Raw genomic sequence first — 16,347 nt, 5'->3', positions numbered from 1 at the left:
GCCCGCGGTAAAGGCGGGCGCATGGAAGCTGCTGGGCTTGCCGCGCGAGAACGGTCTCCATCGACGGGTCGATGGACGCCGCGTGCGTTACATGCCGGTCCATGAGGCGCCACGGCGTGACTGGATCCCGGCGCGATGGCTGATCCGGCTGCGGCGCCAAAAAGGTGTCGTGGCCAGGTTGGTCGCCCGGACACCCGTCGAGGCACTGGCCGATGTCATGGCGGAGGCTTACGCGCCTTCACAGCGCGCATCGGCTGCCGATTTGGCAATGTTCGTCGATTTCGTCGAGCGCGCCCAGTGCCATGAACTGCACTATTCCGATCTGGATGCGGCGGTCGAACTGCTCAGCCATCTGACCGCAGATGGCTGATCCGCGCGCACTCGGATCGCTGTTGAATTGCCTGCGCGGGCATGTCCCGTCCGACATTGACTGGCAGTCGGTCATCGCAGTCGCCAACCGCACCCTTACCACCGGAACACTGGCGTACCGGTTGCGCGAAGGCGACCATTGGCCACGGCTCCCCGGTGACGTGCAGACCTTCCTGTCGGCCATTCACGAACGCACCGCATTGCGAAACGCCCGCCTCTCGGCGCAATTGGCCGAAGCCGTACTCTGTCTGAACGGCGAAGGCATCACGCCTATCCTGTTGAAAGGCGCCGCGCTGCAGCGCACGCGTCACGCGGCGGGCGGTGAGGGACGGCTGCTTTCCGATCTGGATCTGATGGTGCCAGTCAGCACAATGCCGCACGCCATCGCTTGCCTTGCGCGCATAGGTTATCGCCTTCAATCGGACGACATTGCTCCGGAATCGGCGTCGGTGCTTTACCGCGAATGCGATGTCGGCATGATCGATCTCCATTGTCGCATGAAACCGCCCCGGCCGCGGATCGGTCATGACGATCTGGCGAGTGCGTCCGCGCCGGTGGCGATTGGAGAGGGCATGGCGCTGTTGCCGTCGCCTACGGCGCAGGCTCTGATCCTGATCCTGCACGACCAGCTCCAGGATCGCGATTACTGGCGCGGATTGATCGATATGCGACATCTGCTTGATCTCGATGTCCTTGCGCGCACCCCGCAGGGAATCGACTGGAATCGCCTTTTGGATTATTTTTCCGTCGGTTACCCGCGCACTGCGCTGTTGGTGCAGCTATTCACCGCCCGCCAGTTGCTCGCCACGCCGGTTCCGGTGGATCTGGTGCGAGGGTGGCGGCCGCGTTTTCAGTACTGGAGACGAATGACCCAGGCCCGCTGGCCTGTGCTGATGGCGCCGATGACCTATTTGACGCTGGCACTCGATCCGCCGCGCTTCCACGCCGCCCCGCATGTCGGTGTTGCCAACGAAGGTCCTTCCCCCCGGGCAGGAACGCTGGACAGGCTTGCGGGAACGCTTCGGCGCTTCATGCGGCAAAAGGCGCCGGGTAAAGTCTAGAAGGGATACGCCGCCACCGGTGCGTCGCACCCCGTTGGCGCAAGAAAAAGGGCGGCGCCAGCGGCACCGCCCTTTGACTGTTCGGTATGTCGGCGAATTAACGCTTCGAGAACTGGAAGCTCCGGCGGGCCTTCGCCTTGCCGTACTTCTTACGCTCGACCGTACGGCTGTCGCGCGTCAGGAAGCCTGCCGTCTTGACCGTGCCGCGCAGCGCGGGCTCGAACTTCGACAGGGCCTGGGCGATGCCGTGCTTGACCGCGCCGGCCTGGCCCGAAAGCCCGCCGCCCTTGACGGTGCAGACGACGTCATACTGACCTTCGCGGTCGGAGACGCCGAAGGGCTGGTTGATGACGAGACGCAGCGTGGGACGTGCGAAGTAGATTTCCTGATCGCGGCCGTTGACCGTGATCTTGCCGGTGCCGGGCTTCAGCCAGACGCGAGCGACGGCGTCCTTGCGGCGGCCGGTCGCATAGGCGCGGCCCTGCGCGTCGACTTCCTTCTCGCGCAGCGGCGCGGAAGGCTGGACGGGAGCGGCGGTGAAACCTTCAGCGGCGATCGCGGCTTCTGCCACGGTGCCCTCGGCGATTTCCTTCAGGTCGGAAAGCGATTGACGGGTATCGGACATTATGCGCCCACCTTGTTCTTGCGGTTCATGGCAGCGACGTCGAGCACGGTCGGGTTCAGGCCCTCATGCGGATGCTCGGCGCCCGAATAGATGCGCAGGTTGCGCATCTGCTGGCGGCCCAGCGGACCGCGCGGGATCATGCGCTCGATCGCCTTTTCAAGCACGCGCTCGGGGAAACGGCCCTCGAGCACCTTGCCCGCGGTGATCGACTTGATGCCGCCCGCATAGCCGGTGTGCTTGTAATAGATCTTGTCCTGCAGCTTCTTGCCGGTGAAGCGCACCTTGTCCGCGTTGATGACGATGACATTGTCACCGCAATCGATGTGCGGGGTGAAGCTCGGCTTGGTCTTGCCGCGGAGGATATTGGCGATGATCGACGCGAGGCGACCGACCACCAGGCCGTCGGCATCGATCAGATGCCATTTCTTTTCCACCTCAGCCGGCTTTATCGACTTGGTGGTCTTCATCAGCGCCTTCATGGTGCTAGACCTCATGCTATGAAAACAAACGAACCGCCCGTATGACGAGGCGGTGCGAACGGCGGCCTAATGACGGGTATAGGCGCTGAAGTCAAGCGAAACCGCGGGATTGCAAACGGGTATCATAATACCTTGGCGTTTAGCGGACGAGCTTTACGGTGATCGTGGCGTCGGGAACGCCGCGTGGACCGGCCCCGGCTGCGGCCACCCATTCGCGCGTGATCGAATTGTGCAGCAACCCCGTGGCGCGATCGACGGACAGTTCGCCTTCACCCGTCAGATTCGCCGTCGCCGAGAGCTGTCGGCGTGTTCGAATCGAATAGGATAGGGTGGCGGCATCGACGGCTTTGAGCGTGACAGACGCGCCCTGATGCGTATCACCGTTCTCGACGCTGGCGCCCGGCGCCATCGGCGGCAGCGCATAGCCGACGATGCGAAGCGGAGCTTCCATCAGCTTGGCAGCGCGCGCCTCCGGCGGCATCGCCGGCAAACACCGCCTCGATGCCGTCGGCGACGCCCGGCGCAAGCGACTTGTCGGCCCTGAGCGCCTCGATCGCCGCGAGCAGCCGCTCCATGTTCCAGCCTCGTTGGCGAGCCCGATCGGCTTCCCCTCCGCCTACAGCAACAGAGCGACATCAAGACCGACAAAGGGCGCAGATGCGGCATCGAAACGCTGCGCGATCGCCGTCGGGACGTCGGCGCGGGCGGACTGCATCGTCACGTTCATGCGGTAGCCCCGACCGTCACGCGCGAAGCGGACGCGCTCGTCGAGCGTGAAGACGAGCGCAATGCCCTGGCGCTGCCGCGTTTCAATCACGTCATAGCGAATTTCGCGATCGAGCGGGGGAGCGAAGCTGGCGGCGACCGGTTGGGCCATTGCGGGGCAAGGAAAAATCGCGAACGCCACGGCGGCCAGCGCAAATCTCGTCGTCCGCTATTCCCCCGTCTCAGCCTCCGCCCAGGCGGAATAGCTATCGGGTGCATGCGCTATTGACCAGACCGTTATCGCCGGCGTGTCATAGCTGTGCAGCGCGGCAATGCGCGCAACGAGATCGTTCGCATTCGCCGCGGTCGTCTTGAATAGCGCGGGGACCTCCACGGCCTGTTCGATGGCGCCCTTCCAGCGATAGATGGATCGGCATGGCGCGAGAATGTTGACGCAGGCCGCCATCCTCTCCTCGATCATCGCGGTGCCTATGCGTTCGGCCTCGTCCTGCGATCCGAAGACCGCATAGACCGTGACGATCGAGGTCACCTGGGCTGCCTGCCAAGCGAGAAGGCCGCTGCGGTCGCGGAGATGACGAGCAATGCGCCCACTGCCTGGTGCGCCGTCGCGATCGCGATATTGACGCCGGTCAGCAGCGTGGCGATGCCCAGCGCAATCTGGACGCTGACGAGCAGCGCAAGATTAGCCAGCGCCATTGGCATGCCCAGCTTGCGCACGCGCAGCCCCAGCAGGATCAGCACGCCGGCCGCGATCCACGCGAACCAGCGGTGCACGAATTGCACCACGATCGGATTGTCTACCAGATTGCGCAGCCAGGGCTCGACCATCGGTGTGCCCGCGGGGAACCATTCTTCCCCCATCTTCGGCCAGCTCGAGAAAGCGAATCCGGCATTGAGCCCGGCCGTGAAGGCCCCCAGCAGCAGCTGCACGAACAGGATGATGAGTGCGAAGGCGGCAAATCCGGTCAGGCGCGCGGGCTTCGCATTCGGGTTGCGTGCAAGCGTTGCGAGGTCGAGCGCGGTCCATGTCAGCCCGCCCAGGATCGTGAGCGCGGTTAGCAGGTGGACTGCAAGCCGGATATGGCTGACATCGGTCCGCTCGGCGAGCCCCGAGGACACCATCCACCAGCCGATCGCACCCTGAAGCCCGCCGAGTGCGAGTAGCGCGGTCAGGCGCGGGCCATAGCCCTTGGGGATTGCGCGCTTCCACCAGAACCAGAGCATCGGCAACGCAAAGGCCATGCCGATGACGCGGCCGAGGACGCGGTGGATATATTCCCAGAAGAAGATCTGCTTGAAATCGCTCAGACTCATTCCGTTGTTGATGAGCTGATATTCCGGGATGCGCTTGTACGCCTCGAACTCGGCGTGCCACGCCGCATCACTCAGCGGCGGGATGATGCCGCTGATGGGCTTCCATTCGGTGATCGAAAGCCCCGATTCGGTCAGGCGCGTGATGCCGCCGACGACGACAATCAGGAAGACGAGCGCGGCGACGCAGGCGAGCCAGCGCGCCAGATTGGCCGGCTGCGGTGCCGGCGTTGCAGGACGGTCGAACGACATGGCCCGCGCCTATGCCCCGCGCGGCTAAGCCGCACAAGGGCGCCCAGGCCCGGCTAGAATTCCGGATACCGCTCAAAGGCGGGCAGCGCGTGCGCGTCTGCCATCCAGCCGATGCGTTCGGCGACCTGGATCTGCGCCGATGGCGGACCCAGCGCATCAGGATCGTCGAGCGTCGCCGATTGGATATCGATCATGCCGGGAAATATGGTTTCGTTGGTATAGAACAGGCCGGTTCCGCATGCCGGGCAGAAATGGCGGCGTCCGTTTTCGGAAGAGGCGTAGATGCGCGGCTCGCCCCGCCGCACCGTGATGTCATCCGCCGCGAAAAGCGCCCAGCCAACCAGCGGAGCTCCCGCCGATCGCCGGCAGTCGGTGCAATGACACAGCGCATTATGTGCGGGCGTACCCGACACCTGATAGCGCACCGCGCCGCAATGGCAGCCACCTTCAAGCATTTGCACTCTCTCCCGAATCACCCATCCAGCGCCATCATAGCGATGTTGCTGCCATCGGGTGACAGCAGCATGGCTTTGGCAAATGTTATGTTGTAACTTATGACGGAGCGTGCCAAAGGCGGAGCGCTCGAACCGGAGTCGTCAGTGAATAACCTCGTATCGCGTGCAGGACTGCTTGACCGGCTGGCCATCGGCCTGTCGGGTCTGTGCGTCGTCCATTGCATCGTGAGCGCGGTATTGGTCGCGCTGCTTGCCTCGGCGGGCGGGCTTCTGGTCGACCACCGGATCCACGAAATCGGCCTGATCTTCGCGATCGCGCTGGGCATCATCGCGCTGGGCACGGGAATCTGGCAGCACGGCTTCATGATGCCCTCCGCAGTGGGCGCGCTCGGGCTCGGGGTGATGGCAGGCGCGCTGACCATGAGTCATGACGCGAGCGAGGTCATCTACACCATCATCGGGGTCGGCATCCTCGCGCTCGGGCACGATCTTAACCGCCGCGCGACGCATTAACGTCCACGCCAGCTTGCCGCGCGGCTGCTGAACGCCTAAATTCGCGTCATGGCACAGCATAATCATCACGAGCATGAAGGCATGGCGCTCGCGGACGCCGCCAAGGCGGCGTTCGAGAAGTCGGGCGAGCAGTGGACCGACATGCGCGCCAGCGTGTTCGATGCGCTTTCGGGCTTCGCCAAGCCCGCCTCAGCCTATGACATTGCGGAAGCCGTCTCCACCGCGCAGGGGCGCCGCGTCGCGGCCAACAGCGTGTACCGGATACTCGACCTGTTCGTGACCGCCAATCTGGCGCGCCGCGTCGAAAGCGTGAACGCCTATGTCGCCAATGCGCATCCAGACTGCCTCCACGACTGCATCTTCCTTGTCTGCGACAATTGCGGGCAGGCGACACATATCGATGATGACAGCCTCTCGGCAGGCGTGCGGACCGCGGCGCGCAAGGCGGGGTTTTCGCCCGAACGGCCGGTGATCGAAGTGCACGGCCGCTGCGCCGATTGCGAATGACGCAGCCGCAGCTGCATCGTTTGCGCACCGCAATCTGACAACGGTTCCGTTCGACAGGGACGCGCACGGGCGTTAAAGCTGCGGCTCGAAAGAGGGAATATATGTCCGATTCACCCGCGACGCCGTTGCTCGACACCGTCGCCACGCCCGCTGACCTTCGTACACTGAAGCCTGCGCAACTGCGCCAGCTTGCGGACGAACTGCGCGCGGAGACGATTTCGGCGGTTGGTACCACCGGCGGCCATCTCGGGTCCGGCCTTGGCGTGGTCGAACTGACGACTGCGATCCATTATGTCTTCAACACCCCCGACGACCGGCTGATCTGGGACGTCGGCCATCAATGCTATCCGCACAAGATCCTGACCGGACGGCGCGACCGCATTCGCACATTGCGCATGGGGGGCGGCCTTTCGGGCTTCACCAAGCGCTCAGAAAGCGAGTTCGATCCCTTCGGCGCGGCGCACAGCTCGACCTCGATCAGCGCGGCGCTGGGTTTCGCGGTGGCGAACAAGCTCGCGGACAAGCCGGGCAAGGCGATCGCGGTGATCGGCGACGGCGCGATGTCGGCGGGCATGGCCTATGAGGCCATGAACAATGCCGAGCAGGCGGGCAACCGGCTGGTCGTGATCCTCAACGACAACGACATGTCGATCGCTCCCCCGGTGGGTGGCCTGTCCGCCTATCTCTCGCGCATCGTATCGAGCCGCGAATTCCTGGGTCTGCGCGATCTTGCGCGCCGTGTTGCGCGCCGGCTGCCGCGTCCGCTCCATGCCGCGGCCCGCAAGACCGACGAATTCGCACGCGGCATGGCGATGGGGGGCACGCTCTTCGAGGAACTGGGATTTTATTATGTCGGCCCGATTGACGGCCACAATCTCGACCAGCTCATCCCCGTGCTCGAAAATGTCCGCGACGCCGAGGAGGGGCCGATCCTCGTCCATGTCGTGACGCAAAAGGGCAAGGGCTATGCCCCCGCCGAGGCTGCCGCAGACAAATATCACGGCGTACAGAAATTCGACGTCATCACCGGCGCGCAGGCCAAGGCCCCTCCGGGGCCACCCAGCTATACCGGGGTTTTCGCCAAGGCGCTGATCGCCGAGGCCGAACGCGACGCGACCATCTGCGCAATCACCGCGGCGATGCCCTCGGGGACCGGGCTCGACAAGTTCGAGCAGATGTTCCCCGACCGTGCCTTCGATGTCGGCATAGCCGAGCAGCATGCGGTGACCTTCGCTGCTGGCCTCGCGGCGCAGGGCATGCGACCCTTCTGCGCAATCTATTCGACCTTCCTCCAGCGCGCCTATGACCAGGTGGTCCACGATGTCGCGATCCAGAACCTGCCCGTGCGCTTCGCGATCGATCGCGCTGGGCTGGTCGGCGCCGACGGCTCGACGCATGCCGGCAGCTTCGACGTCACCTATCTCGCGACGCTCCCCAATTTTGTCGTGATGGCTGCCGCCGACGAGGCCGAGCTCGTCCATATGGTCCACACCTGCGCGGTGCATGACAGCGGGCCGATCGCGGTACGCTATCCGCGCGGCAACGGCACCGGGGTCGCGCTACCGGTGACGCCCGAAAGGCTGGAGATCGGCAAGGGCCGTATCATGCGTCAGGGCAAGAAGGTCGCGATCCTGTCGCTGGGGACGCGGCTCGAAGAGGCGCTCAAGGCGGCCGATCAGCTCGATGCGATGGGGCTTTCGACCACCGTCGCAGATCTGCGCTTCGCCAAGCCGCTCGATGAGGCACTGATCCGCAAGCTCCTCACCACGCACGAAGTGGCGGTGACGATCGAAGAGGGCGCGATCGGCGGCCTTGGCGCGCATGTGCTCACCTATGCCAGCGACAGCGGTCTCATCGACGCGGGTCTTAAGCTGCGCACGATGCGTCTGCCCGATGTCTTCCAGGATCAGGACAAGCCCGAAGTCCAGTATGACGAGGCGGGGCTCAACGCGCCGCAGGTCATCGACACGGTGCTCAAGGCGCTCAGGCACAATTCAAGCGGTGTGATCGAGGGCGCGCGAGCTTAGGGCAGATCCTCGATCAGCGCCACGGCGGCTGTTGCACGCCTAAGCAGCGCCGCCCACCCATGCGCCGCCGGTGAAGCTGTACTTGTAGAGCTGCCAGGGCGAGCCCTTCACCTTTTCCTTCCGGAACGCGATGAGGAGCGTCCGGCCGTCGGTGCGCAGCGTGATCGCGCCATAGACATTGACCAGCCGCCGGAAACGCGCGTTCCAGAAGTCGTTCACTGCCTTGCGCGCCTTCATGCGGTCTGTGGCGTTGGCCGCGGTATCGACCGCGTCGATCAGCTTGTCGAGCGTGGCCTGTTCCTGCGTGGTCATAGAGCGGCTTTCGGGCGTCGAGCGCAGGATCTCGGTGCAGAGGATGAGCGGGCGATCGCCGCGCCCTTTCTTGCCCAGCAGGCCAAGCAGTTCGGGCTTCGGGTGGACATGGCTTTCCTCATCGCCCGACGAGACGACGAAGGCGAAGGGATTGACCGCCTCGACAAATTCGTCGGTCACGTCCGACGAGCCATGGTGGCAGCATTTGAGCAGGTCGGCGCCCAGTCGCAGCTTCGCCTTGGGAAGCGCGTCCGACAGCTTTGCCGCGACGCCGATCTCGCCATAATGGCGCAGCAGATAGTCTTCGGCGGGGCGATTGAGGTCACCGCCGAAAACGGCGCTGAAATCGCGGTAGCGCAGCTTCAGGATCACCGAATGCCCGTTCTTGGTCTTGCCGGGGTTGAAGCCGCCATCATTGGGGTTGTCTCCAAAGGTTCTGAGTGCAGGCGCCCCCGCGGGCGTGGTTTCGGGCACCGGGCCTAGAATCTCGATCGAGGGCGGGTCGGCACCCGCGGGGGCGAAGCCGGGCAGATAGGTTCTGCCATCAGGCGCCGCGTCGCCATGACCCACCGCCGCCATCCGGATGTCGCCGAAACGTGCGGGCGCCTGCAATGCGGTCCAGAGCAGCTTGGGGTAGAGCTTGTCTCCGCGTCGTGCGGGCACCGACAGAAAATTGTCGAGCACGTCGCGCGCAGGGAAGATCTCGGTGCATTGCCCGTTCGCGCGGGCGCCGAGCAGGTCCGATTCCACGGCCGCGACGCGCTCCATCAGGCCATTGTGATAGACGGTGTCGAAGCTGATCCGCGCATCGTCGAAGATCGGCTGGAAGCCCTTGTAGTGATCCATGTCCGGATGCGTGAGGACGGCGGCGTGGAACTGCGCGCCGTCATCGACATAGCGGAAGCGCCATTTGAGGAAGCGGTGCATGTTGGTGCGCTCGCCCGCATCTATAATCAGCGTGCGCTGGCTGTTTCCGTCGGGCACGCTGACGATGCAGCCATCGCCCTGGCCGACGTCGAGAAAGATCATTTCGAGCAGCGCCTCTGTCTGGCAGTCGCTCCTGGCGATCACATATTTTTCGATTCCAACGCTGTTGCTCTGGGCGTTCCAGGCCTTCCAGTTGACGATATATTTGTCGGGCCGGTCGGGATGGTCCTCGACATCGAGCCAGTCGCCCCAGATGACATGCTTGACGGACCCGCCCTCGCTGGCGGTGATCCTCGCCTTCAGCGCCTTGACATAGACACGCATCGCCAAACCTCCGGATTCAGAAGTGCGGTTATCGGGTGCGACCGTCAGGCTCTGTTGAGACCTTGATTCACGTTTCAGGCTGCTCCAGCATGAAACGATCAAGGTCTGTGTGCTGATGCGCGGCTTATCGCACATTCGAAAGCGGTTGTAACGCCCTCAAAACGAATTGCGGGTTTTGCAATGGCGCGCGCTGGCGCTATCTGCGCGGACATGCCCAAGATCCGAACCGATCAACTCCTCGTCGACCGCGGTCTGGCTGAGAGCCGGACCCGCGCGCAGGCGCTGATTCTGGCCGGGCTGGTCTTCTCGGGCGAGCGCAAGATCGAGAAGGCGGGGCAACCTCTCCCCGATGACGCGCCGATCGAGGTGCGCGGGCGCGATCATCCCTGGGTTTCGCGCGGCGGGATCAAGCTGGCGCATGCGCTTGACCATTTCGACTGGGACGTGACAGGTGCGGTCGCGATGGATGTCGGTTCATCGACGGGCGGCTTTACCGACGTGCTGCTGACCAAAGGCGCGGTGCGCGTCTATGCGGTCGACAGCGGCACCAACCAGCTCGCCTGGAAATTGCGGCAGGATCCGCGCGTCATCGTCCATGAACAGACGAGCGCGCGCATCCTGACCGCTGCCCATGTGCCGGAACCGATCGATCTGTTCGTGTGCGATGCCAGCTTCATCGCGCTCGCCAAGGTGCTCGAAGTGCCGCTGTCCTTCGCCGCGCCCGCCGCGCGCCTGATCGCACTGATCAAGCCGCAATTCGAGGCGGGGCGCCAGGAGGTCGGCAAGGGAGGCGTGGTCCGGGATCCGTTAGTGCATGCGCGTGTCTGTGAAGAAGTGCGCCACTGGATCGTCGGCAAGGGCTGGGACGTCGAAGGCGTTGCCGAGAGCCCGATCAAGGGCCCGGAAGGCAATGTCGAATTCCTGATCGCCGCGCACAGGGCAACCGCGACAAATTGCGACAACTGATCGGCTTGCCAAGCGATCCGTCGCGCACTAGCGACGCTTGGGCTCATGCGTACCCTGTATCTCCTTCTTGCCCCCGTGGCATTGCTGGCCGGCTGCAACAACGGCAATGCGGGGGGGAACCGCTCCGCGCCACTCGTGAAGGCGGAAGCCGTCGTCTCGCACCAGTTCGTCGACCGGATCGATGCGATCGGCACTGCGCTCGCCAATGAGCAGGTCACGCTTGCCGCACCCGTTACCGAGCGCCTGACGCGCATCAATTTTACCGATGGCGGGTTTGTCCACGCTGGGCAGGTGATCGCCACGCTGGCCCAGGGACAGGAAAGCGCACAGCTCGCGGATGCGGGCGGTCGGGCGCGCGAGGCCGAGCAGCAACTGGCGCGGCTCCAGCAGCTCAAGAAAAGCGGTTTTGCGACAAATTCGGCGGTCGATGCGCAATCTGCGCTCGCATCCTCAGCGCGCGCGCAGGCGGCCGAAGCACGCGCCTCGATCGGTGACCGCGTGATCCGCGCGCCCTTTTCGGGCTGGGTGTCGCTGCGCAACATCTCGCAGGGTGCGGTGGTGACATCGGGGACCGAGATCGCGACGGTCAGCGACATATCGCAGATCAAGCTCGATTTCGCGGTTCCTGAAACATTGCTTTCCGCGCTCAGGCAGGGCCAGTCGATCAAGGCCGTTGCGGCGGCATGGCCCGATCGGAGCTTTGAAGGTCAGGTCCGCAGTATCGACCCGGTGATCAATCCCGCGACGCGTGCGGTGACCGTCCGTGCGGTTCTGCCCAATCCGGAACTGCTTCTGAAGCCCGGCATGCTGATGACCGTGGCCGTTGAATCCGCCGCGCGCACCGCAGCGGCCGTTCCCGAACTGGCGCTGGTGGGCGAGGGTGACCGGACCTTTGTCTATGTGCTCGGGCCCGGCGACAAGGTGAAGCGGACATCCGTGCGCACAGGCGCGCGCCAGAACGGCATGGTCGAGATTGTCGAGGGGCTCAGGCCCGGTGTGCGCATCGTCACCGAAGGCGTCGTGAAGCTCGCCGATGGGATGCAGGTGAGCCTCGCCGGCGCGAAGGGTGCGAGGCCGGCTCAGGCCGGCAAATAAGGAGGCGGCGCAATGCAGCTCTCCGATCTCTCGGTCCGCCGCCCGGTCTTCGCCACCGTCATCGCGCTGCTCCTCTGCGTTGTTGGCGTGGTCGGTTTCTTCAGCCTTTCGGTGCGTGAATATCCCGATACCGATCCGCCCGTCGTCTCGGTCGAGACGGTCTACACCGGCGCCGCGGCCAGCGTTGTCGAGACGCGGATCACGCAGGTACTCGAGGAGCAGCTTGCCGGTATCGAGGGCATCCTCGCGATTACCTCGCGCTCGCGCGACGGTCAGTCGGATATCACGATCGAGTTCAATCCGGGCCGTGACATCGACTCTGCGACCAACGACGTGCGCGATCGCGTGAGCTCGGCGACCGAGGACCTCCCCGAAGAGGCGCTGGCGCCCGAAGTTCGCAAGGCCGACGCCGATGCCTCGCCGATCCTGTTTCTTGTCTTCTCCAAGCCCGACTGGTCGCGTCTTCAGCTCAGCGACTATGTCGATCGCAATCTTGTCGATCGCTTTTCCGCCATCGACGGCGTTGCGCGTGTCTTCGTCGGTGGTGAGGCGCGCCCCTCGATGCGCGTATGGCTCAACGCGGAACGGCTGGCCGCATTCTCGATGACCCCCGGCGACGTCGAGACCGCGCTCAGGACGCAGAATGTCGAGCTGCCTGCCGGGCGCATCGAATCGAAGGATCAGAATGTCACCTTGCGCGTGGACCGGCCCTTCGGCACGCCCGAGGAGTTCGCGCAGCTCGTCGTGGGACGCGGCGCGGACGGGTATCTCGTGCGGCTTTCCGATGTCGCGCGTGTCGAGCAGAATGCCGAAAACATGTACCAGACGTTCCGGCTGAACGGGCAACCCGCGGTCGGCCTCGGCATTGTTCGCCAGTCGGGCGCCAACACGCTCGAGGTCGCAGAGCGCGCCAAGGCCGAGGCGGCGTCGCTGGACCTTCCCGAAGGCATGACCTTCAATGTCGGGTCGGATGAGTCGCTGTTCATCAGCCGCGCGATCGAGCGCGTGTGGCACACCCTGGCCGAGGCTGCGGTGCTCGTGGTGCTGGTCATCTTCCTCTTTCTGGGAAGCTGGCGCGCCACGCTGATCCCCGCGGTCACGGTGCCGATCTGCCTGCTCTGCGCCTTCGCGGTGCTCTGGTTCTTCGGCTATTCGATCAATTTGCTGACGCTGCTTGCGCTCGTGCTCGCCATCGGTCTGGTGGTCGACGACGCGATCGTCGTGCTGGAGAATGTCTATCACCGGATAGAACAGGGCGAACCCCCGCTGGTCGCGGCATTCCGGGGCACGCGTCAGGTGGGTTTTGCGGTGATATCGACCACGGTGGTCGTGTGCGCCGTGTTCGTGCCCGTCATGTTCCTTGCGGGCCAGACCGGCCTGCTGTTCCGCGAACTCGCGGTCGCGATGGTCGCGGCGATCGGATTTTCGGGCTTTCTCGCGCTCAGCCTTGCGCCCATGCTGTGCTCCAAATTGCTGCGGCACGAGGAGCGCGGGCGCTTCACCCAGTGGATCGATGATCGCTTCCAGCGCGTCGAATCGGGCTATGCGCGGTTCGTCGACAAGGCAATTTCGCGCCCGCTTGTCCCGGTTGCCGCGACGCTCCTGTTCCTTGCGGCAGCCGGAGTGCTTTTCACCTTCATGAAGTCGGAGCTGATCCCGCAAGAGGACGTCGGCATCGTCCAGACCCAGGTCAGTGCGCCCGAGGGCACGGGTTTCGACACCATGGACCGCTATATGCTTGGGGCGCAGCAAGCGCTGCTGCCCTTGCTCGACGAAGGCACCGTGCGCACCATGATCACGCGCACGCCCGCGGGTTTCGGTTCAAGCGACGATTTCAACAGCGGCAGTTTCATACTCTTCCTCAAACCATGGGAGGAGCGTGACAAGACGACGCAGGACGTTGTCGACGAGGTCAACGCCAAGCTGCGCCAGCAACCCGCCATTCGCGGTAACGCGTCGGTCCGCGCCGCGCTGGGCGGGCGCGGGCAGAACAATCCCATCAGCTTCGTGATCGCGGGCAACAGCTATGAGGAGCTCGCCATCGCGCGCGACCGGATCCTCGCGGCCGCCGGGGAGAATCCCGGGATCATCAATCTCGATTCCGACTATAAGGAAACCAAGCCGCAACTCCGCATCGAGGTGAACACCCAGCGTGCGGGCGACCTTGGCGTTTCTGTGGAAGAAGTGAGCCAGGCGCTCCAGAGCCTGCTCGGCTCGCGCCGCGTGTCGACCTATATCGACCGTGGCGAGGAATATCGCGTGATCGTCCAGGCGGAGGCCTCGGGGCGCTCCTCGCTCGCCAATCTCGCGCAGATCCATGTGCGCAGCCGCACAGGGGACCTGATCCCGCTCTCCAACCTCGTCACCACGCGCGAGACCGCGGGACCGCGCGATCTTGGTCGCTTCAACAAAATGCGCGCGATCACGCTGCAGGGCGCGCTGGCGCCGGGCTATACGCTGGGCGAGGCACTGACCTTCCTTGAGCAGCAGGCGGCCGCATCACTCGAAGTCACCGCGATCGGCTATCGCGGCCAGAGCCAGGCGTTCAAGGAAACCGGCGGCTCGATCTGGGTCGTGTTCGGCCTGACGATCCTGATCGTGTTCCTCGTGCTCGCCGCGCAGTTCGAGAGCTTCGTGCACCCGATGGTCATCATCACGACCGTCCCGCTGGCGGTGGCGGGCGGCGTGGTCGGGCTTGCGCTCACCGGACAGACGATCAACCTCTACAGTCAGGTCGGCATCGTCATGCTCGTCGGGCTCGCGGCCAAGAACGGCATCCTGATCGTCGAGTTCGCCAACCAGTTGCGCGATGAGGGCAAGGAGATTGCCGAGGCGATCCGCATGGCCGCCGTGCGCCGCCTGCGACCGATCCTGATGACCTCGATCGCAACGGTCATGGGCGCCCTCCCGCTGGTGATCGTCGGTGGCGCAGGTGCTGCCTCGCGCACCGCAATCGGCGTCGTCATCGTTTTCGGGGTTGCCATAGCCACCTTCATTACGCTTTTCCTCATTCCTATCCTGTATCAGCGGCTTGCCCGCCATACGGGCTCGCCCGAAGCGGTCGGGCGTGAACTGGACGCGGCGCTTGAGCGCCCCGCGCCCGCGGAATGAGGAAGGCATGAGGGGATGACCGAACTCGCGTCACAGACACAATTGCGTGGATCGTTGTTTCGCTGGGCATTGGTGACGGTACCAGCGGCCGTCCTGCTCGGCGTTTTGTCGGGACGATTGTCCGATTCGGGCTATGGCAATCCATGGTTCGACGCGCTCGCCAAGCCCGATATCATGCCGCCCGGCTGGGTCTTCGGGGCGGCCTGGACGCTGCTCTACCTGTTGATGGGGCTTGCGCTCGCGGTGGTCCTCAACGCGCGCGGCGCGAGCGGGCGCCCGGTCGCGGTTGCGCTGTTCGTCGCCCAGTTCGTCGCCAATCTGGCGTGGTCTCCGCTGTTTTTCGCGGCGCACCAGGTCTCGCTGGCCTTCTGGCTGATCCTGCTGATCCTCGCGCTCGCGACGATCACGACCTTTGCGTTCGGCCGCGTACGCGCGCGCGCGGCGTGGCTGATGCTCCCCTATCTGGCGTGGCTGTGTTTTGCGGCGATGCTCAACTGGCAGATCGACCAGCTCAATCCCGATGCCGAAACCCTTGTGCGCGGCGTGCCCAAGGCCCAGATAGCGCTCTAGCAAGGGATATGGAGCGCTATAATGCAGTCTGAGAACCGGATTTTCGACGATTTCGTCAAGTTCATCAACGGCGCGGCCGGAACCCTTGCCGGCGTCGGGCGCGAGGCCGAGGCCTCGGCGCGCGAGCGTGCCAAGGAATGGATCGGCGGGCTCGACTTCGTCAGCCGCGACGAATTCGAAGCGGTCAAGGCGATGGCCGCGGCTGCGCGTGACGAGGCCGATGCGCTGAAGGCGCGGCTCGATGCGCTGGAGGGCAAATCGGCGCCCAAGGCGGCTGCGAAGCCGGCCGTCAAAAAGGCCGCCAAGCCAAAGGCCTGAGCCACATCATCCACAGTTTATTTGCGCAGGTGCGCCGTTTTGCCTTGTTTTCGCGGGCAAGCGGTTGCACCTGTTGCATCATGAATAACTGGCCAGGCAGGCAGGAATGACGTTGGACGAGTTTGAGTCGGCGCGCGACAGCGGTGCGCCGATCGAGATGCTCGAAGCCTATTTCGCGGCACATGGTTGGACGCATGAAAAGGTGGGCGATGACGAGATCGTCGCCAGCACCGACGGCAGCTGGGCGAAATACGAACTGCGTGCGGTATGGCGCGAGGATGATCGTGTACTCCAGTTCCTGGCACTGCCCGATATCAAGGTCGCGGTCGAAAAACGCGCCGCCATGTACGAGACGCTCGGGCTTATCAACGAGCAGCTGTGGCTCGGTCATTTCGAGCT

At 64.4% G+C, this 16,347-nt stretch carries 19 protein-coding genes; 11 read left to right on the top strand and 8 right to left on the bottom strand.

The window, feature by feature from the left end:
• Together MKI88_RS20230 and MKI88_RS20225 are read left to right on the top strand one after the other, a co-directional pair.
• The coding region (locus tag MKI88_RS20230) for a hypothetical protein (RefSeq protein ID WP_241633360.1) at window positions 1-370 on the top strand (370 nt) is incomplete at its 5' end.
• Window positions 363-1,430: a nucleotidyltransferase family protein gene (locus MKI88_RS20225; protein WP_241633359.1), complete on the top strand. Its 1,068-nt coding sequence runs from the start codon at window positions 363-365 to the stop codon at window positions 1,428-1,430. The genes MKI88_RS20230 and MKI88_RS20225, both read left to right, overlap by 8 nt.
• Window positions 1,431-1,527: 97 nt before the next feature.
• On the opposite strand, the gene rpsI is transcribed toward MKI88_RS20225, so the two are convergent.
• The 7 genes from rpsI to MKI88_RS20190 all read right to left on the bottom strand — a co-directional run bounded on the left by rpsI (window position 1,528) and on the right by MKI88_RS20190 (window position 5,278).
• Entirely contained in the window at window positions 1,528-2,055 is a 528-nt protein-coding gene (gene rpsI, locus MKI88_RS20220) for a 30S ribosomal protein S9 (protein WP_241633358.1), read from the bottom strand.
• Window positions 2,055-2,534 (bottom strand): 50S ribosomal protein L13, encoded by a 480-nt coding sequence (gene rplM, locus MKI88_RS20215; RefSeq protein WP_241633357.1) that lies wholly within the window; start codon window positions 2,532-2,534, stop codon window positions 2,055-2,057. The genes rpsI and rplM overlap by 1 nt, the downstream gene beginning before the upstream one ends.
• Window positions 2,535-2,673: 139 nt before the next feature.
• Complete coding sequence (locus MKI88_RS20210) at window positions 2,674-3,024, bottom strand: hypothetical protein (protein WP_241633356.1); 351 nt, start codon at window positions 3,022-3,024, stop codon at window positions 2,674-2,676.
• 126 nt (window positions 3,025-3,150) lie between these two features.
• Complete coding sequence (locus MKI88_RS20205; protein ID WP_241633355.1) at window positions 3,151-3,411, bottom strand: hypothetical protein; 261 nt, start codon at window positions 3,409-3,411, stop codon at window positions 3,151-3,153.
• Between the two features lie 57 nt (window positions 3,412-3,468).
• A complete protein-coding gene (cutA, locus tag MKI88_RS20200) occupies window positions 3,469-3,789 on the bottom strand; it encodes a divalent-cation tolerance protein CutA (protein ID WP_241633354.1) in 321 nt (106 codons plus the stop codon).
• Window positions 3,786-4,823 (bottom strand): COX15/CtaA family protein, encoded by a 1,038-nt coding sequence (locus MKI88_RS20195; RefSeq protein ID WP_241633353.1) that lies wholly within the window; start codon window positions 4,821-4,823, stop codon window positions 3,786-3,788. The genes cutA and MKI88_RS20195 overlap by 4 nt, the downstream gene beginning before the upstream one ends.
• A gap of 53 nt (window positions 4,824-4,876) precedes the next feature.
• Window positions 4,877-5,278 (bottom strand): GFA family protein, encoded by a 402-nt coding sequence (locus MKI88_RS20190; protein ID WP_241633352.1) that lies wholly within the window; start codon window positions 5,276-5,278, stop codon window positions 4,877-4,879.
• Between the two features lie 144 nt (window positions 5,279-5,422).
• Here MKI88_RS20190 and MKI88_RS20185 point away from each other — a divergent pair, with 144 nt between their 5' ends.
• The 3 genes from MKI88_RS20185 (at window position 5,423) to dxs (ending at window position 8,325) form a co-directional block, all read left to right on the top strand.
• Window positions 5,423-5,791 carry a MerC domain-containing protein gene (locus MKI88_RS20185; RefSeq protein ID WP_241633351.1) on the top strand — a complete coding sequence of 123 codons (369 nt, stop codon included), beginning with the start codon at window positions 5,423-5,425 and terminating at the stop codon, window positions 5,789-5,791.
• Between the two features lie 48 nt (window positions 5,792-5,839).
• Window positions 5,840-6,298 (top strand): Fur family transcriptional regulator, encoded by a 459-nt coding sequence (locus tag MKI88_RS20180; protein ID WP_241633350.1) that lies wholly within the window; start codon window positions 5,840-5,842, stop codon window positions 6,296-6,298.
• 101 nt (window positions 6,299-6,399) lie between these two features.
• A complete protein-coding gene (gene dxs / locus MKI88_RS20175; protein WP_241633349.1) occupies window positions 6,400-8,325 on the top strand; it encodes a 1-deoxy-D-xylulose-5-phosphate synthase in 1,926 nt (641 codons plus the stop codon).
• A 39-nt stretch (window positions 8,326-8,364) separates the two neighbouring features.
• Here dxs and MKI88_RS20170 read toward each other — a convergent pair whose 3' ends face one another.
• Window positions 8,365-9,888: a ComEC/Rec2 family competence protein gene (locus MKI88_RS20170; RefSeq protein WP_241633348.1), complete on the bottom strand. Its 1,524-nt coding sequence runs from the start codon at window positions 9,886-9,888 to the stop codon at window positions 8,365-8,367.
• 210 nt (window positions 9,889-10,098) lie between these two features.
• On the opposite strand from MKI88_RS20170, the gene MKI88_RS20165 reads away from it, so the two are divergent.
• The 6 genes from MKI88_RS20165 to MKI88_RS20140 all read left to right on the top strand — a co-directional run.
• The gene (locus MKI88_RS20165) at window positions 10,099-10,854 is read left to right on the top strand and encodes a TlyA family RNA methyltransferase (RefSeq protein WP_241633347.1); all 756 of its coding nucleotides are present in this window, start codon (window positions 10,099-10,101) and stop codon (window positions 10,852-10,854) included.
• 45 nt (window positions 10,855-10,899) lie between these two features.
• Window positions 10,900-11,949 (top strand): efflux RND transporter periplasmic adaptor subunit, encoded by a 1,050-nt coding sequence (locus tag MKI88_RS20160; protein WP_241633346.1) that lies wholly within the window; start codon window positions 10,900-10,902, stop codon window positions 11,947-11,949.
• Between the two features lie 12 nt (window positions 11,950-11,961).
• Window positions 11,962-15,060: an efflux RND transporter permease subunit gene (locus tag MKI88_RS20155; protein WP_241633345.1), complete on the top strand. Its 3,099-nt coding sequence runs from the start codon at window positions 11,962-11,964 to the stop codon at window positions 15,058-15,060.
• A 15-nt stretch (window positions 15,061-15,075) separates the two neighbouring features.
• Window positions 15,076-15,630, top strand: a complete 555-nt coding sequence (locus MKI88_RS20150; protein WP_241633344.1) for a TspO/MBR family protein — start codon at window positions 15,076-15,078, stop codon at window positions 15,628-15,630.
• A gap of 21 nt (window positions 15,631-15,651) precedes the next feature.
• The gene (locus MKI88_RS20145) at window positions 15,652-15,948 is read left to right on the top strand and encodes an accessory factor UbiK family protein (protein ID WP_241633343.1); all 297 of its coding nucleotides are present in this window, start codon (window positions 15,652-15,654) and stop codon (window positions 15,946-15,948) included.
• 106 nt (window positions 15,949-16,054) lie between these two features.
• Window positions 16,055-16,347: YbjN domain-containing protein (locus tag MKI88_RS20140; protein WP_241633342.1), on the top strand; the 293-nt coding region annotated here is incomplete at its 3' end.

It is taken from the genome of Sphingomonas sp. LaA6.9 (assembly GCF_022601895.1).
Classification (GTDB): Bacteria; Pseudomonadota; Alphaproteobacteria; order Sphingomonadales; family Sphingomonadaceae; genus Sphingobium_A.
The sequence above is the reverse complement of the archived record's forward strand: the minus strand, read 5'-3'. Positions and strand labels throughout refer to the sequence as shown.

Bases quoted from the DNA above. Each gene is read 5' to 3' on its own strand.
- MKI88_RS20190 (WP_241633352.1), bottom strand. From the start codon at position 5,278: ATGCTTGAAGGTGGCTGCCATTGCGGCGCGGTGCGCTATCAGGTGTCG.
- MKI88_RS20180 (WP_241633350.1), top strand. From the start codon at position 5,840: ATGGCACAGCATAATCATCACGAGCATGAAGGCATGGCGCTCGCGGAC.
- MKI88_RS20170 (WP_241633348.1), bottom strand. From the start codon at position 9,888: ATGCGTGTCTATGTCAAGGCGCTGAAGGCGAGGATCACCGCCAGCGAG.
- dxs (WP_241633349.1), top strand. From the start codon at position 6,400: ATGTCCGATTCACCCGCGACGCCGTTGCTCGACACCGTCGCCACGCCC.
- MKI88_RS20205 (WP_241633355.1), bottom strand. From the start codon at position 3,411: ATGGCCCAACCGGTCGCCGCCAGCTTCGCTCCCCCGCTCGATCGCGAA.
- MKI88_RS20150 (WP_241633344.1), top strand. From the start codon at position 15,076: ATGACCGAACTCGCGTCACAGACACAATTGCGTGGATCGTTGTTTCGC.
- MKI88_RS20165 (WP_241633347.1), top strand. From the start codon at position 10,099: ATGCCCAAGATCCGAACCGATCAACTCCTCGTCGACCGCGGTCTGGCT.
- MKI88_RS20145 (WP_241633343.1), top strand. From the start codon at position 15,652: ATGCAGTCTGAGAACCGGATTTTCGACGATTTCGTCAAGTTCATCAAC.
- MKI88_RS20195 (WP_241633353.1), bottom strand. From the start codon at position 4,823: ATGTCGTTCGACCGTCCTGCAACGCCGGCACCGCAGCCGGCCAATCTG.
- rpsI (WP_241633358.1), bottom strand. From the start codon at position 2,055: ATGTCCGATACCCGTCAATCGCTTTCCGACCTGAAGGAAATCGCCGAG.
- MKI88_RS20225 (WP_241633359.1), top strand. From the start codon at position 363: ATGGCTGATCCGCGCGCACTCGGATCGCTGTTGAATTGCCTGCGCGGG.
- MKI88_RS20155 (WP_241633345.1), top strand. From the start codon at position 11,962: ATGCAGCTCTCCGATCTCTCGGTCCGCCGCCCGGTCTTCGCCACCGTC.
- MKI88_RS20160 (WP_241633346.1), top strand. From the start codon at position 10,900: ATGCGTACCCTGTATCTCCTTCTTGCCCCCGTGGCATTGCTGGCCGGC.
- rplM (WP_241633357.1), bottom strand. From the start codon at position 2,534: ATGAAGGCGCTGATGAAGACCACCAAGTCGATAAAGCCGGCTGAGGTG.